Annotated in this window: 15 protein-coding genes; 11 read left to right on the top strand and 4 right to left on the bottom strand. The window is 49.3% G+C overall.

Annotated elements, in window-relative coordinates; translation table 11 throughout:
* Positions 1–83: 83 nt before the first annotated feature.
* The 10 genes from cbiD to QZL69_RS10970 are packed head-to-tail and all read left to right on the top strand — an operon-like array spanning position 84 to position 11453.
* Entirely contained in the window at positions 84–1259 is a 1176-nt protein-coding gene (cbiD, locus tag QZL69_RS11015; RefSeq protein ID WP_022215258.1) for a cobalt-precorrin-5B (C(1))-methyltransferase CbiD, read from the top strand.
* A complete protein-coding gene (gene cobM, locus QZL69_RS11010) occupies positions 1259–2017 on the top strand; it encodes a precorrin-4 C(11)-methyltransferase (RefSeq protein ID WP_022215257.1) in 759 nt (252 codons plus the stop codon). Before cbiD ends, cobM begins: the two co-directional genes overlap by 1 nt.
* On the top strand, positions 2001–3083 hold the full coding sequence (locus QZL69_RS11005; protein ID WP_330361775.1) for a cobalt-precorrin 5A hydrolase: 1083 nt from the start codon (positions 2001–2003) through the stop codon (positions 3081–3083). The genes cobM and QZL69_RS11005 overlap by 17 nt, the downstream gene beginning before the upstream one ends.
* Entirely contained in the window at positions 3076–3807 is a 732-nt protein-coding gene (cobJ, locus tag QZL69_RS11000) for a precorrin-3B C(17)-methyltransferase (RefSeq protein WP_022215255.1), read from the top strand. Before QZL69_RS11005 ends, cobJ begins: the two co-directional genes overlap by 8 nt.
* Positions 3800–5803, top strand: a complete 2004-nt coding sequence (cobK, locus tag QZL69_RS10995) for a precorrin-6A reductase (protein WP_022215254.1) — start codon at positions 3800–3802, stop codon at positions 5801–5803. Before cobJ ends, cobK begins: the two co-directional genes overlap by 8 nt.
* Positions 5800–7203 carry a cobyrinate a,c-diamide synthase gene (locus QZL69_RS10990; RefSeq protein WP_022215253.1) on the top strand — a complete coding sequence of 468 codons (1404 nt, stop codon included), beginning with the start codon at positions 5800–5802 and terminating at the stop codon, positions 7201–7203. The genes cobK and QZL69_RS10990 overlap by 4 nt, the downstream gene beginning before the upstream one ends.
* A complete protein-coding gene (gene cbiB / locus QZL69_RS10985; protein ID WP_022215252.1) occupies positions 7200–8180 on the top strand; it encodes an adenosylcobinamide-phosphate synthase CbiB in 981 nt (326 codons plus the stop codon). The genes QZL69_RS10990 and cbiB overlap by 4 nt, the downstream gene beginning before the upstream one ends.
* 30 nt (positions 8181–8210) lie before the next feature.
* Positions 8211–9287 carry a threonine-phosphate decarboxylase CobD gene (gene cobD / locus QZL69_RS10980; RefSeq protein WP_022215251.1) on the top strand — a complete coding sequence of 359 codons (1077 nt, stop codon included), beginning with the start codon at positions 8211–8213 and terminating at the stop codon, positions 9285–9287.
* Position 9288: 1 nt separating this feature from the next.
* Positions 9289–10812 carry a cobyric acid synthase gene (locus QZL69_RS10975; RefSeq protein WP_022215250.1) on the top strand — a complete coding sequence of 508 codons (1524 nt, stop codon included), beginning with the start codon at positions 9289–9291 and terminating at the stop codon, positions 10810–10812.
* Positions 10812–11453 (top strand): precorrin-8X methylmutase, encoded by a 642-nt coding sequence (locus tag QZL69_RS10970; protein ID WP_022215249.1) that lies wholly within the window; start codon positions 10812–10814, stop codon positions 11451–11453. The genes QZL69_RS10975 and QZL69_RS10970 overlap by 1 nt, the downstream gene beginning before the upstream one ends.
* Positions 11454–11502: 49 nt before the next feature.
* Here QZL69_RS10970 and pdxR read toward each other — a convergent pair whose 3' ends face one another.
* Positions 11503–12813, bottom strand: coding sequence for a MocR-like pyridoxine biosynthesis transcription factor PdxR (gene pdxR / locus QZL69_RS10965; RefSeq protein WP_022215248.1), 1311 nt, complete (start codon positions 12811–12813; stop codon positions 11503–11505).
* Positions 12814–12917: 104 nt separating this feature from the next.
* On the opposite strand from pdxR, the gene QZL69_RS10960 reads away from it, so the two are divergent.
* A complete protein-coding gene (locus QZL69_RS10960) occupies positions 12918–13784 on the top strand; it encodes a pyridoxamine kinase (protein WP_022215247.1) in 867 nt (288 codons plus the stop codon).
* A 205-nt stretch (positions 13785–13989) separates the two neighbouring features.
* Here QZL69_RS10960 and QZL69_RS10955 read toward each other — a convergent pair whose 3' ends face one another.
* From QZL69_RS10955 to QZL69_RS10945, 3 genes are all read right to left on the bottom strand, one after another.
* On the bottom strand, positions 13990–14721 hold the full coding sequence (locus QZL69_RS10955) for an ABC transporter permease (protein WP_022215246.1): 732 nt from the start codon (positions 14719–14721) through the stop codon (positions 13990–13992).
* 13 nt (positions 14722–14734) lie between these two features.
* Positions 14735–15580, bottom strand: coding sequence for an ABC transporter ATP-binding protein (locus QZL69_RS10950; RefSeq protein WP_022215245.1), 846 nt, complete (start codon positions 15578–15580; stop codon positions 14735–14737).
* Positions 15581–15582: 2 nt separating this feature from the next.
* The coding region (locus QZL69_RS10945; RefSeq protein ID WP_291519435.1) for a precorrin-2 C(20)-methyltransferase at positions 15583–16091 on the bottom strand (509 nt) is incomplete at its 5' end.

Raw genomic sequence — 16091 nt, 5'->3', positions numbered from 1 at the left:
GCATTGCCCGAAAACAGGTGCATTTCGTTGACTTTTTTTATACAAAATAATATAATTAGTGAGCGGATACAAGGAGGAGATTTATGGTACAGAAAAACGGACTGGAAGATTATTATGTAATCAGAAACCAGAAGAAATTACGCTTTGGTTATACGACTGGTTCCTGTGCGGCTGGGGCTGCCAGGGGAGCAGTACGACTTCTGCTTGGAGAGGATGAGATCAGTGAAGTGGAGCTGATGACTCCGAAGGGAATCCTTCTTCACCTGGAGATCCTGGACAGGAAACGAAGTGAGAACGCGGCAAGCTGCGCGGTCCGTAAGGATGCAGGAGACGATCCGGATACCACAAATGGAATCCTGGTTTATGCGAAAGTTGAGAAATTTTTGATACGGTCAGATATGGAAGACCGCATCGTGATAGATGGAGGTATCGGAGTAGGACGGGTGACGAAGCCCGGGCTTTCCCAGAAGGTCGGGGAGGCTGCGATCAATCCGGTGCCGAGAGCTATGATCTTACAGGCAGTCGAAGAAATTGCAGATCAGTATCACTATGAGGGCGGACTCAAAGTGACGATCTCTGTGCCGGAAGGGGAGAAGATAGCCAGAAAGACCTTCAATCCCCGTCTGGGAATCGTGGGCGGAATATCGATTCTTGGAACATCCGGTATCGTAGAGCCTATGAGTGAGAAAGCTCTGATCGACAGTATCCGGGTGGAAATGACACAGCATGCAGCAATGGGTGAGCAGTACATGCTTGTGACACCTGGAAACTACGGAGCCGATTATCTGAGGGAGCACATGGAGCTTCCTTTCGAAAAAAACATCAAATGCAGCAACTATGTAGGTGAGACGATCGACATGGCAGTAGATATGGGCGTGAAAGGGATTCTTTTTATCTCTCATATCGGCAAATTTGTCAAGGTTGCGGCAGGGATCATGAACACCCATTCACACAGTGCAGATGCACGTATGGAGGTACTTTGTTCCAATGCCATCCGTGCAGGCGGGGATCTTGCATGTGCCAGATCCATTCTGCAGTGTAATACCACAGACGAAGCATTGCGAGTCCTCGACGAGAACCACATTCTTAAGGAAACGATGAAGGAGATCACAGACAGGATCCAATTCTATCTGGACCATCGCTCCTACCAGCAGATCCTGCTCGGAGCAGTGATCTTTTCCAATGAATATGGATACCTCGGACAGACAGCAAATGCAGCGGAATTGATCGATAAAATTAGCAAAGGAGAAAAGGAATAATGGTTCATTTTGTAGGAGCAGGACCGGGAGCACCGGATCTTATCACAGTCAGAGGAAAACAGTATCTTGAGGAGGCGGACGTGATCATTTATGCAGGATCTCTTGTAAATCCGCAGCTTCTTGAATACAGCAAGGACGTATGTACGATCCACAACAGTGCCAAGATGACACTGGAAGAAGTAATTTCTGTCATCGAAAACGCAGAGGCAGAGGGTAAGATGACCGTACGTCTTCACACCGGCGATCCGTGTATCTACGGTGCGATCCGTGAGCAGATGGACATTCTCGATGAGAAGGGGATTTCCTACGATTACTGTCCAGGAGTCAGCGCATTCTGCGGTGCAGCAAGTGCACTGAATCTGGAGTACACACTTCCGGAGATCTCACAGAGCGTGATCATCACCAGAATGGAAGGACGTACACCGGTTCCGAGCAAGGAGAGCATCCAGTCTTTTGCGGCACATCAGGCAACCATGGTCATATTCTTGAGTACCGGAATGCTCGAAGAACTGAGCAGACGACTGATCGAGGGCGGATACACAGCAGATACACCGGCAGCGATCGTTTACAAGGCAACCTGGCCGGATGAGAAGAAATTTGTCTGCACAGTCGGAACACTTGCACAGACAGCAGCAGAGAACAACATTACCAAGACTGCACTTATGATCATCGGAGATTCTGTCAAGGCAGCCCAGTACGACCGTTCCAAGCTTTATGATCCGGGATTTACCACAGAATTCCGTGAAGCGACCAAATAAGAATAATATGGATATTTCTATCATATGCTTCAGCCTTACCGGATTTCAGACAGCTCTGAAACTCCAGGAAGGACTGAACGCACAGGGGTATCACACCAAACTTTACAAAAAGAGTAAATATCTGGAAGATTCTGTTACGGAAAGTACAGGAAACTGGACAGCAGAGCATTTCCAGAAGGATGACGGGATGATCTTTGTCGGAGCCTGCGGGATCGCCGTACGCAGCATCGCACCACAGGTTGCCAGTAAGAAATCAGATCCGGCAGTTCTTGTCGTGGATGAGTGCGGACAGTTTGTGATCTCACTTTTGTCCGGACACCTGGGCGGGGCGAATGCACTGACTCTTGAAACGGCAGAGATTCTGGAGGCACAGCCGATCGTGACGACAGCGACTGACCTTCATAAGCGGTTCGCAGTTGATGTTTTTGCCAAAAAAAACGGCTGTGAGATCTTCTTCATGAAAGCAGCGAAGGAAGTCTCAGCGGCACTGCTTGCGGGTGAGTCCGTGGGATTTTACAGTGAATTTCCATTTGAAGGATCTCTTCCAGAAGGACTGACAGCGTGCAGCGCGGATGGAACCCCGTTCGATGGAGGAACTGCCCCGGAGATCGGTGTTGCGGTTACGATCCACCCGTCCTGTCTGCCGTTTGCCTCTACCACGCAGGTAGTTCCGCCGGCAGTCACACTCGGAATGGGATGCCGTAAGAACAAAGAAACAGAAGTCATCCTGAGAGAAGCAGAGAACTGCCTCAGGGAAGCGGATATCTACCGTCAGGCAGTTGGAAATCTTGCAAGCATTTCCCTTAAGAAAGACGAGCCTGGGCTTAATGCCCTGGCAGAGGAATGGAAGATCCCTTTTGTCACTTATACAGAAGAAGAATTAAAAGAAGTAAAAGGAGAATTTACTCCATCTGCTTTTGTCCGGACCATCACAGGCGTAGAGAATGTCTGTGAGAGAAGCGCAGTACTTGCATCCGGCAATGGCAGCCTTATCAGAAAAAAGACCGGGAGAGAGGGCGTGACGACAGCTCTGGGACTCCGGAAATGGGAGGTACATTTTGAATAAAATATATGTTGTAGGAATCGGACCGGGAGGCTGTGATCAGATGACCGGTATAGCAATGGAAGCTCTGAAAAAAAGTGATGCGATTATCGGATATACCGTCTATGTAGATCTTGTCAAAGACACATTTCCGGACAAAGAATTCCTGACCACACCAATGAAAAAAGAAGTTGACCGCTGCGTTCTGGCATTTGAGGAAGCAATGAAAGGCAAAGTTGTTTCCATGATCTGCAGTGGAGATGCCGGTGTTTACGGTATGGCAGGCCTTATGTATGAAGTTGGCGTAAATTATCCGGAAGTAGAACTTGAGATCGTCCCTGGTGTCACAGCAGCACTTGGCGGGGCAGCAGTCCTTGGTGCACCACTGATCCATGATTTCTGTCTCATCAGTTTAAGTGACCTTCTCACTCCGTGGGAAAAGATCGAGGCAAGACTTCTCGGCGCATCTCAGGCAGATTTCGTGATCTGTCTCTATAACCCATCCAGCAAAAAACGTCATGATTATCTTCAGAAAGCTTGTGACCTGATGATGCAGTACAAATCCCCGGACACTGTCTGCGGAACTGTCTGCAATATCGGACGTGAAGGAGAAGAATATCATCTGATGACTCTGAAAGAACTTCGTGACACACAGGTGGATATGTTTACAACCGTATTTATCGGAAATTCTCAGACAAAAGAAATCAACGGCAAGATGGTAACACCACGAGGATACAGGAATGTATAAAGTCATTGTATTTGCCGGGACGACCGAAGGATACGAGATCAGTCGTTTCCTCGGTGAAAACCAGATCCCGGTGCTGGCATGCGTGGCGACAGAATATGGTTCTAGATCCCTCAAAGAGAGTTCCAGTCTGCATGTACAGGCGGGACGTCTCGACGAGAATGAGATGAAAGAGCTTTTTTCCAGAGAAAAACCGGAACTTGTTCTGGATGCGACACATCCTTACGCAGCAGAAGTGACAAGAAATATCCGAAAAGCCTGCGAGGAAGCCGAAGTCTCTTATACGAGGATCCTCCGTACAGGCAGCGGACAGCAGAACGCTGTCTATGTTAAGGATACACAGGCAGCGGCAGAGTACCTGAAAGGAACTACAGGGAATGTTCTCCTGACCACAGGAAGCAAGGAACTGGCGGCATTTACCTCCGTTCCGGATTATAAGGAGCGCTTGTTTGCAAGAGTGCTGTCCCTTCCGTCCGTGATCGAATCCTGTCAGGCACTTGGTTTTGAAGGCCGGAACCTGATTGCGATGCAGGGACCTTTTTCCATGGAAATGAATCGGGCGATGCTTACGCAGTATGAGTGCAGATATCTGGTTACCAAGGATTCCGGCAAAGCCGGCGGCTTTCTTGAGAAGATCCAGGCGGCCGAAGCCTGTGGTGCAACTGTTGTGATCATCGGAAGACCTCTCGCAGAAGAGGGTCTGTCTCTGCGGGAATGCAGGCATATGCTGATCGAACGCTACGGACTTACCAGAAAACAGAAGGTCACACTTCTCGGAATCGGCATGGGAAGCCCGAAGACTCTGACGCAGGAGGGTCAGGAAGCTGTCCGAAACGCGGATCTTATCGTAGGCGCAAAGCGAATGGTCGATGCTGTCCGGCTTTCTGGACAGGATGTTTTTTATGAATATCGGAGCAAAGAGATCGCAGAGTATCTGATCGCACATCCGGAGTACACCAAAGTTGTAGTTGCACTTTCCGGTGATGTTGGATTTTACAGCGGGGCGAAGAAACTTGCAGAACTTCTCGGACCGGATACGGAAATGATCTGTGGGATCTCATCTGTGGTTTATTTTATGTCAAAGATCGGCCTGTCCTGGGACGACGCAAAGATCGTCAGCGCGCATGGAAAAACCTGCAATCTCATTTCCCTGATCCGCACGAACCGCAAGGTTTTTGCAATCCTCGGAACGGGTGACGGAGTGCGTAAACTGGCAGAGAAGCTTATATTTTACGGAATGGGCGACGTTATTCTTCATGTCGGAGAAAATCTTTCCTATGATAACGAGAAGATCCTGGCGAAACCAGCCAGAGAACTTGTTTCCTATGAGGGAGATCCTTTGAGCGTAGTCTGTGCATATAATCCACAGGCAGAACTGGAACTGGCAACTCATGGAATTCCAGACGAAGAATTTATCCGCGGCAAGGCACCGATGACCAAGACAGAAGTGCGTACCGTTTCTCTCTCCAAACTGAGACTTCCAAAAGATGCCATCTGCTACGACATTGGTGCAGGAACAGGTTCTGTTTCTGTCGAAATGGCACTTCGCGCATCTGAAGGCGGGGTCTATGCGATCGAGAAAAAGGAGGATGCCCTGGCACTCCTTCAGGAGAATAAGAAGAAATTTGCACTGGACCATATGTACATCGTTCCGGGAACCGCACCGGAGGCACTTGAGGAACTTCCTGTGCCGACACACGCTTTTATTGGCGGATCTTCCGGAAATATGAAGGAGATCGTGGAGCTTCTGCTGAATAAGAACCCACAGGTGCGTATTGTGATCAACTGCATTACTCTGGAAACCGTGGGCGAGGCACTTGACTGCATCCGTGAACTTGAGAAGCAGGAAACTTATCAGTGCGAGAGCGAAGTCGTACAGCTCTGCGCTTCCAGATCCAAAAATATCGGACGTTACCATATGATGATGGGCGAAAATCCAATCTATATCATCACGGTACAGGCACACGAGAAATCCGAAACACAGGAGGAACAGGTATGAAGATCCCGAGAATCCTTCTGGCAGCAGGCTCCAGCGGAAGCGGCAAGACCCTGATCACCTGCGGGCTTCTTGAAGCACTGGTGGAGCGCGGTCTTAAGACGGCGTCCTTTAAATGCGGGCCGGATTACATCGATCCGATGTTCCACAGCCGGGTGATCGGGACAAAGTCCCGGAATCTGGACACCTTTTTTACAGGATCAGAGGTAACGAAATATCTTCTGACCCGAAATGCCAGAGACTGTGAGATCGCAGTCATGGAAGGTGTCATGGGCTTTTATGACGGCGTTGCGGGAACTACGACCACAGCCAGTGCCTATGACCTTGCCAAAGTGACCGATACACCAGTCATCCTGATCGTAAACAGCCGTGGGATGAGTGTGTCCCTGGCTGCCTATGTCAAAGGTTTCCTGGAATATAAGAAGGACAGCCACATCAAAGGTGTGATCTTTAACCAGATGTCTCCCATGCTCTATCCGAGAATGAAGAAACTTCTGGAAGAAGAACTGGGTGTTGCGGTTCTTGGTTATGTACCGAAGGTTGAGGACTGTGTGATCGAAAGCAGACATCTTGGTCTGGTCCTTCCGGATGAGATCCCGGAACTGAAAGACAGGCTTCATAAGCTTGCAGGCGTTCTGGAAGAGACACTTGACATCGACCGGATCCTGGAACTGGCGGGCGAGGCACCGGATCTTCTGGATGCGAAGCCGGAGTCAGTGACCGATTTCAGACTCTCCGAGCCGGTGCGTATCGGCGTTGCGGAGGATGAGGCGTTCTGCTTTTTCTATGCAGACAATTTCCGTCTTCTGGGCGAGATGGGGGCAGAGATTGTTCCATTTTCACCGATGGAAGATAAGCAGCTTCCGGATGATCTGGACGGGCTTTTGTTATACGGCGGCTATCCGGAATTAAACGGAAAAAAACTGGAACAAAATACCACAATGAAAGACATGATACGGGAAAAACTGAAAGCAGGGATGCCATGTATGGCAGAATGCGGAGGCTTTATGTATCTCCACAAGGAAATGGAGGGCATGGATGGGAACTTCTACCAGATGGCAGGGGTGATCCCGGGAAAAGCATACCGCACACCGAAACTTTCCAGATTTGGCTATGTGACACTGACACAGAAAAAGCCGGCTCTTGGAATGGAAGATTTCGGAGAGATCCCGGCACATGAGTTCCACTATTTTGATTCCGAAAACTGCGGCGGGGATTTTCATGCGGCGAAGCCGGAGAGTAAGCGTGGATGGGACTGTATCCATGGAACGGACACGATGCTGGCTGGTTTTCCACATCTTTATTATTATGGAAATCCCGAAGTACCGAAGGCATTTCTTAAAAAATGCCTCGCATACAAAAAACAACGATGTTCCTGCAAGCAGGAAGGTCAGGAAGAGTGACAAATGTGATCTATCATACGATAGCCCTGGCAGCAGGGTTTTTACTTGATCTGATATTTGGAGATCCCAGGTGGCTGTATCATCCGGTCTGCCTGATCGGAAATCTGATCTCCGTTCTTGAAAAGGGAATCCGCAGGATCTTTCCGAAGACAAATGCAGGAGAACTGGCTGGCGGAGTTGTGGAAACGATTCTTGTCTGTCTGTTTTCCTTTGGCGTGCCGGCTGTGCTCCTGTCTCTTCTGTACGGACATTTCCCGGTGGCGGGTGTGATCCTGGAGACATTCTGGTGCTACCAGCTCCTTGCTACCAGATCGTTAAAGGATGAGAGCATGAAGGTCTATGACCGGCTGGTAAACGGTACGATCGAGGAGGCGCGTTATGCAGTGTCCATGATCGTAGGACGTGATACCCAGGAACTCACCGATACAGGTGTCACAAAGGCAGCCGTGGAGACTGTGGCAGAGAACTGTTCTGACGGTGTGATCGCTCCGATGATCTATATGGCGATCGGCGGCGCACCGCTGATGTTTCTTTATAAAGGGATCAATACCATGGATTCCATGCTCGGCTACAAAAATGACAAGTATCTGTACTTTGGAAGATGCAGTGCCAAGCTTGATGATGTGGCAAACTTTTTTCCGGCAAGGATCTCTGGCTGGCTGATGGTTGCGGCAGCTTTTGTCTGTGGAATGGATGGCAAAAACGCAGCAAAGATCTACCGGAGAGACAGAAGAAACCATGCAAGCCCGAACTCTGCACAGACAGAGGCAGCAATGGCAGGAGCGCTTGACGTACAGCTTGCCGGCAATGCCTGCTATTTTGGCAAATTATACGAAAAACCGACGATCGGAGACCCGATTCGCGCTGTGGAACCGGAGGATATCAGACGCTCCAACCGTCTGATGTACGGAACTGCTTTTCTTGGCATTCTGATCTGCCTTATCATCCGCATCGCCGTCGGGTTCTGGATCCTGTAATACCACAACAGGCAGCAAAGGAGAAATGAAATGAAACACGTACATGGGGGAAATATCTATACTTACAAAAACTGTCTTGATTTTTCTGCAAACTGTAATCCCCTTGGAACACCGGAGAGTGTCAAGCAGGCAGTCCGGGACAGTCTGGACCATCTCAAAGACTATCCGCAGGTGGGATACGCGCCGCTGAAAGAAGCAATCGCTGCCTATGAGGATGTCAAACCGGAGAATATCATCTGTGGAAACGGTGCGGCGGAGCTGGTCTTTTCACTGTGCCATGCACTCAAACCGAAGAAAGCACTGATTCCGATTCCTACATTTGCAGAATATGAGCAGGCACTGGAAAGTGTCGGGGCAGAGGTGGAGCATGTGCTTCTCAAGGAAGAAGATGAATTCCGTGTTCAGGATAGTTTTATTGACTGGCTGCACAAAGATCTGGATATGGTATTTCTTTGTAATCCCAACAATCCGACGGGGATACTGACGGACAGAGAATTTCTGTTCAGACTGCTCCGTGTCTGCCGGGAAATGGGAATCTTTCTGGTGGTGGATGAATGTTTTCAGGATTTTATCCGCGAACCGGGACAGTACAGCCTCAAGGCACAGCTTCCGAGGTATCACAATCTGTTTCTTCTCAAAGCATTTACAAAGCGTTATGCGATGGCGGGTGTGCGTCTTGGATATGGAATTACAGAAAATGAGGAACTTCTTGAAAAGATGACACAGGCTACACAGCCATGGAATATTTCGATTCCTGCACAGGCGGCAGGAATTGCGGCACTTGGTGAAGTCGAATATGTCGAAAGAGCGAGAAAACTGATCTTTGCGGAATCTGAATATTTAAGTGAAGAATTATATAAGCTTGGGATGACCGTTTTTCCTTCTCAGGCAAATTATCTGTTTTTCAAGGGACCGGAAGATCTTTTTGAGATCTGCGTGGGACAGAATGTTCTGATCCGCGACTGCAGTAACTATCCGGGACTTGGTAAGGGATTTTACAGAGTGGCAGTACGCACCCATGAGGAAAATGAGCGTCTGATCCAGGCAATCCATGACGGTCTCATGGAAGCAAGAAAGAAAACACAGGAAGAAGAGGGGGAGGAGTAAAATGGCAAAAGCGATCATGGTGCAGGGAACGATGTCAAATGCGGGCAAGAGCCTTCTGGCAGCGGGACTCTGCCGTATCTTTAAACAGGATGGATACCGTGTGGCTCCCTTTAAGTCACAGAATATGGCATTGAATTCCTTTATCACAAAGGAAGGACTGGAGATGGGAAGAGCGCAGGTCATGCAGGCAGAGGCTGCTGGGATCGAACCGTCCGTCCTTATGAACCCGATCCTTCTGAAACCGACCAACGATGTGGGCTCTCAGGTCATTGTAAACGGAGAAGTCCTTGGCACAATGAGCGCAAGGGATTATTTTGCTTACAAGAAAAAACTTGTCCCGGACATCATGAAAGCATTTGATGTACTTGCAGCAGAGAATGATATCATCGTGATCGAAGGTGCAGGAAGCCCGGCAGAGATCAACCTCAAAAAAGAGGATATCGTAAACATGGGAATGGCGAAGATGGCAAAAGCACCGGTCCTTCTGGTCGGAGATATCGACCGCGGCGGTGTGTTTGCACAGCTTTACGGAACCGTGGAGCTTCTGGAGGAAGACGAGCGAAAGATGATAAAGGGTCTGATCATCAACAAATTCCGCGGTGATAAGACGATCCTTGATCCGGGCGTGGAGATGCTGGAGAGCAAATGCAGGATCCCGGTTGTCGGTGTCGCACCGTATCTTAACATCCAGGTGGAGGACGAGGACAGCCTGACAGAGCGTTTTGACCGTCCGCAGGAAGTTGGGATGATCGATATGGCAGTCATCCGTGTGCCGAGGATCTCCAATTTCACAGATTTTAACCCACTGGAGAGCATACCGGGAGTTTCTCTTCGCTATGTACAGCATCCGTCCGACCTTAAGAATCCGGATGTGATCTTCCTTCCGGGAACAAAGAATACGATGGATGACCTTAAGTGGCTCCGTGAGAGCGGGATGGAGGCTCTGATCCTCAAGGCAGCAGCTTCCGGTACCCTGATCTTTGGTGTCTGCGGCGGCTATCAGATGCTGGGCGAGACTTTAAGTGATCCGCATGGTGTGGAAGCGGGAGGTTCCATGCGTGGAATGGGACTTCTGCCGATGGATACCGTATTTGCGGAGAAAAAGACAAGGACACAGGTTACCGGACGTTTCCTTTCCCTGGAAGGCGATTATGCACCGCTTAAAGATGTCGAATTTACAGGATATGAGATCCATATGGGCGAGAGCACCTGGAAAGAGGACGCCTCTGCCAGCACCTTTACGAAGGATACCGTGACAGGAAACGAGAAGAGAGAAGGTACGTTCTACCACAATATCTGCGGTACTTATGTGCATGGAATCTTCGACAAGGAAGAAGTTGCACTCGGTCTCGTAAAAGCGGTGGGCGACAAAAAGGGAATCGATGTATCCGAGATGGAGGGCGTGGATTTTGCAGCATTTAAGGAGACACAGTATGATATCCTGGCAGCAGAACTGCGGAAACATCTGGACATGAAAAAAATCTATGAGATACTGGACGAGGGAATCGAGGAGGAGAAAGCCTGATGAAAGTAGAACTTGAAAATGTAAAACCGATGGACATCGAGAAGAGAAGCTTTGAGATCATCACGGAAGAACTCGGGGATACCCCGCTGCTCCCGGGAACAGAACTGGTGGTGAAACGCTGCATCCATACAAGTGCAGATTTTGACTATGCCAGAAATCTTTGTTTTTCCCCGGATGTTATCGAGAAGGCAATGGATGCGATCAAAAACGGAGCCTGCATCGTCACAGACACACAGATGGCTAAATCCGGCATTAACAAACGCGCCCTTGCCCGTTATGGCGGTGAGGTTTACTGCTTCATGTCCGATGAAGATGTGGCAAAGACCGCAAAAGAAAACGGAACCACGAGAGCGACTGCAAGCATGGACAAAGCAGCTACTCTCGATAAAAAGCTGATCTTCGCGATCGGAAATGCGCCGACGGCACTGGTGCGTCTCTATGAACTGATCGAGGACGGCAAACTGGATCCGGAACTGATCATCGGTGTTCCGGTAGGATTTGTCAATGTGGTGCAGTCCAAGGAACTGATTATGCAGTCCGGAGCACCGTATATCGTTGCAAGAGGACGCAAGGGCGGCAGCAATATCGCAGCCTGCATCTGCAATGCACTTTTGTACATGATCGACAATCGAAGGGATTAAAGAAAAACACCTGTTCCAGAGAAAAGGAGGGACAGGTGTCAGGTGATCATTATTTATTAAGAAGTTCTTTCAGGAGCCGGCATGCCGGGGCAAAATCGTCTGCGGGGATCGAGGAACAGGAAAGCAGGAGCGTGATCGTGTCTGCGCCTTCCTCGAGAATCAGCAGATCGAAGCCCTTCATGCGGGTTTCTTTTTTTAGTTCCAGGCCGGTCCGGGCGTAGGGAACAGTCAATGCGAGGCTTGTTCCGGCGGCACCTGTCTGGATCGTACAGTCACTGCCAAAGGTGTTCCGCACTTCGTTTTTCAGTTTTTTGAGTTTCTGCGCGTAGAGTTTCTTGAGCTTTTTGGTCTGTGAAGTCAGGTGACCGTCGCGGATAAACTGGCAAAGTGCGATCTGTTCAGCCTTGGAGGCAGTCTGGCTGTAGCGGTCTGCGACAGCAGCGTATTTCCTGGAAAGATTCGGTGGCAGGACCATGAAACTTAAGCGGATCGACGGAAGCAGCAGACGGGAAAATGACCCGATATAAACAACTCCATGTCCACCGGCAAGGTTAAAAAGGGACGGGGTCGGCCGCTGAAAATTGACGAATTCATTCTCAAAGTCATCCTCGATGATCAGGCTGCCCTTCTGAGCCGCGTAATGTACCAGTTCCATACGGCGGCTGACCGGCATGATCTCGCCCCATTTGGTCATATGGGCAGGAGAAACGTAGATGACATCACAGTCCTTGTTGCGGTACTGCACTTCAAAACCATAGCCTGCAAAGATCGTACTTCCCTGTACAAAAGAAGCATTCGGGAAAGAAACGGACTTTCTGTCCCGGATCAGAGGACAGAGAAGGTTCAGAAGACTCTGCACACCGGCTCCGATCACGATATCATCGGCAGAGCAGTTGACATTCCTCCGCTGTCGGATATAGTCAGCGAGCACCTGACGGAGATCCGCCTCACCCTGCGGTTCGCCGTAAGAGAGAAGACGGTCACTCTGGCGCAGCGCACTCTTGATATAACGCTGCCACAGATCGAAGCGAAAGCTTTCCCGGTCGACACCGTTGGAGGCAAAATCATACTGCACCGGCGGAAGATCTGCATGCCAGGAAGCGGTGGACACTGGTTTCTGGTCGGCGATACTGGTTACGTAGTAACCGCTCTGGGCACGGGCGACGATGTAGCCGTCTGCGGCAAGCTGAAGGTAGGCATTCTCGATCGTGGTGCGGCTGAGTTTCAGTTCTGTGGCGCATTTACGCAGGGAAGGCATACGGCTTCCGGCAGGAATGCGATGCTCCATGATCAGATTTTTGTAATGGTCGTATACCTGGAGATACAGGCTTTCTTTGGTGGAATGGAATGCTAGACTCATAAACTGTCCCCTCAAAAATGAATAAAAGTGGTTATTTTTATAAATACACTTAGGTGCTATTCTAAATCAGAATATGACAAAAAGCAAGACAAGGAGACAATACTTTGAAGAAAATTGCAGTTCTCAATGACCTGTCCGGGATGGGAAAATGCTCCCTGACAGCAGCGATACCGGTGATCTCGGTGATGGGGGTGCAGGCATGTCCGCTTCCTACTGCTATTTTGAGTGCACAGACCGGTTTTCCGTCTTATTATTGTGATGATTATACAGACCGTATGGATATCCTGATGGACGAATGGCAGAAGATGGATTTTCACCCGGATGGCATTTATACAGGATTCCTGGCTGATGCTGCACAGGCAGACAAGGCGGTGGATTTTATACAGAGATTTAAGAAAAAAGAAACAAAAGTCCTCGTTGACCCGGTCATGGGTGATGATGGGGAGGAATACCCGATCTATACAGAAGAACTGTGCGAAAAGATGAGAATGCTTGTCAGAGAGGCAGCAGTGATCACTCCGAACATCACGGAATCGTTGCTTCTTCTCTATGGAAGAGAAGAAATGCACACAGAATGGCAGAAGATTTCCGGTTTCTCCGGAGAGGAATTTCTGAAATATGTCCAGACGATCGGCAGCCTGCTTACAGAGAAATTTGATGTGGAAGCCGTGATCACGGGCATCAGCCATGAAGAAGATGGTGCGAAGTACATCAGCAACCTTATCTGCAAAAAAGCAGCGCAGACCTGGGTGACAACGAAGAAAGAGGGCGGCAGCTATTCTGGTACGGGAGATCTGTTTGCTTCTATCTTAAGTGCAGGGATGGTCAAGGGGACTGATACCGCTGCTTCCGTACAGAAAGCGGTGAATTTCCTTGCAAAAGGAATCCATGATGCTGTAGAAGAAGGAACAGATCGAAATGAAGGAATCTGTTTCGAAACTTATCTCTATGAACTTGCAGATGTAAAATAACAGAAAAATACCCGCCGGTGGTCGCAGTCGATCGATCCGGCGGGTATTTTTTATTTAAAGATTCTTGTAACTATTTAGTAGGTAGTATCCCGCGAGGTGTTTTGGCATGTTTTTTGCCAAAATCCCGAGACATACAAGGCAAAATGCTATCACCGAAGGTGATCTGGAATGCATTTTGACTCGTAACTGTAAGGGTACTGAACAGTTACAGATTCTTTTTCTTATAGATAAACCAGGAGGCGATCCCTGTAAATACCAGAAGGTAAACAAGCAGGATCACAATTCCCGAAAATGCAAAGCCTTCACCAGCAGAAATGCTTCGGATCATGTGGCTTGTCTGGGAAAGCGGAAGCGCGGCTACGAACTTTCCGATAAAGCCAGGAAGCTTCTCAGTGGAAAAGAAGGTGTTGCAAAGATAAGCCATCGGCATGATGATGTAGTTGGAAAAACGCGGTACATCGGCGTGGTTTTTTGCAAGGAAAGAAACAACCACTCCGATCGCAGAAAACACTGCTCCGTTTAAGAACATCACCAGGAAGGACCATCCATTGAAGATCAGTCCTGTGTCGATCGGCAGAGTCAGGATCAGGATCACACCTCCGGCATAAAATCCACGGAGACTTCCTCCGATGATCTGACCGGCAATAAACTGCCACAGAGGCGTCGGTGAGATCATGACCTGGTCGAATGCTTTTTCGTACAGTCTCTGTACGTTCAGGTTCTGGGCGATCGCATTGAAACTTCCGTTCATGGTCGTCAGAGATACGACACCGGGGATCAGGAAATTCAGATAAGGCTGTCCGTGGGACGTTGTCTGGATCCCCATTCCAAATACGACAAGATACATCAGAGGCGCGATCATGGCTGCCAGGGTGATCTTGTAGAAATCTCTGCGGAATTCTACCCATTTTTCCCATAAAATCGTTATAATTCCCATAATTGACCTCCCTTTATGACGGCATCAGATGACGGCCGGCACGTTCCACAAATACATCTTCCAGTGTGGTCTCACGAAGAGAAGCCTGTCCCGGAATGCCGGACAGATAATCAATGGCTTCTTGACGGCTGTGGAAATAGCGGCTGACGGTATTTCCATCCGGTCCGGGCTCATCGATCGTGTAGGCTCCAAGACTCTCGATCAATGCGGAAGGTGTGCTGATTTCCTCAAGTTTACCGTGATCCATCAGGGCGACGCGGTTGCAGAGGTTCTGGGCTTCTTCCATATAGTGTGTGGTCAGAAGGATCGTCAGGTTTTTGCCGTTCAGCTTGCGGAGAAGGTTCCACATCTGTCGTCTGGAAAGCGCGTCCATTCCGGCGGTCGGCTCATCCAGAAGAAGGATCTCCGGATCTGTAAGAAGGGCACGGCAGACCATCAGTTTACGCTTCATACCGCCGGAAAGCTTGCGGACGGTACGTCTGCGGAATTTGATCAGGTCACAGAACTCCAGAAGTTCCTCTGTACGCCGTTTGATCTCCTTGCGCGGCATGAAATAAAGCCTGCCCTGATATTCCATGATCTCGTCCATGGTCATATCCTGGCGCATGGAATATTCCTGGGTGATCACGCTGATCTTGCGTTTCAGGTCCGGGCGGTTTCGTTTCAGTGTCTGGCCATCGATCAGAATCTCTCCCTTTGTAGGAAGGAGCAGGGTGGACAGAAGACTGATCGTCGTTGTCTTTCCTGCACCGTTCGGACCAAGAAGACCGAAAAACTCTCCCGTTTCAATCTTGAGATCCAGGGAATCCACGGCTGTGAAATTATCAAATGTCTTGGTCAGATTTCTGGTTTCGATCATTTTTATTTTTTCTCCTTTGCGATGATCAGGGAATAATAACCTGCATCATCCGGAATCTCCTCAACACTTCTGTAAATATGTTCTTCTGGCATACCGCAGTTCTCGACCATCAGGACATCACGGTCGCTCTTTGCGAGGATTTCCTTGACCTGGTTCATCTTTTTGCCTGATTTCATGAGTATATAGTTGCCGGATTCGCTGAGGTCGCTGTCCAGGCGGTGAACAGCCGGCACGATATGAAGCTGCTCATTCCACTCGGAAAGAGAAATGTTCAGGCGGGCAGCAGCGGCACAGAAAGAAGTGATCCCGCTCACCAGCTCTGTGTGATATCCGTCAGCCTCCACACGGTGCTGCAGATAGGAAAAAGTGGAGTATACACAAGGATCTCCAAGTGTCAGGAAGACAACGTTTTTGCCCTGGTCAAGACAGGCTTCCAGAGTTTTGGCTCCCTTTGCGTGGTTTTCTTCGAGTTCTTTTGCGTCGTGTGTCATTGGCATGTAGATCGGAAGAA

The organism is Blautia sp. CAG:237, from assembly GCF_000436615.1.
GTDB classification, from domain to species: Bacteria; Bacillota; Clostridia; order Lachnospirales; family Lachnospiraceae; genus Blautia_A; species Blautia_A intestinihominis.
The sequence above is the reverse complement of the archived record's forward strand: the minus strand, read 5'-3'. Positions and strand labels throughout refer to the sequence as shown.

Bases quoted from the DNA above. Each gene is read 5' to 3' on its own strand.
- QZL69_RS10970 (WP_022215249.1), top strand. From the start codon at position 10,812: ATGAAAGTAGAACTTGAAAATGTAAAACCGATGGACATCGAGAAGAGA.
- QZL69_RS10990 (WP_022215253.1), top strand. From the start codon at position 5,800: ATGAAGATCCCGAGAATCCTTCTGGCAGCAGGCTCCAGCGGAAGCGGC.
- cobM (WP_022215257.1), top strand. From the start codon at position 1,259: ATGGTTCATTTTGTAGGAGCAGGACCGGGAGCACCGGATCTTATCACA.
- QZL69_RS10950 (WP_022215245.1), bottom strand. From the start codon at position 15,580: ATGATCGAAACCAGAAATCTGACCAAGACATTTGATAATTTCACAGCC.
- pdxR (WP_022215248.1), bottom strand. From the start codon at position 12,813: ATGAGTCTAGCATTCCATTCCACCAAAGAAAGCCTGTATCTCCAGGTA.
- cobD (WP_022215251.1), top strand. From the start codon at position 8,211: ATGAAACACGTACATGGGGGAAATATCTATACTTACAAAAACTGTCTT.
- QZL69_RS10955 (WP_022215246.1), bottom strand. From the start codon at position 14,721: ATGGGAATTATAACGATTTTATGGGAAAAATGGGTAGAATTCCGCAGA.
- QZL69_RS10975 (WP_022215250.1), top strand. From the start codon at position 9,289: ATGGCAAAAGCGATCATGGTGCAGGGAACGATGTCAAATGCGGGCAAG.
- cbiD (WP_022215258.1), top strand. From the start codon at position 84: ATGGTACAGAAAAACGGACTGGAAGATTATTATGTAATCAGAAACCAG.
- cobK (WP_022215254.1), top strand. From the start codon at position 3,800: ATGTATAAAGTCATTGTATTTGCCGGGACGACCGAAGGATACGAGATC.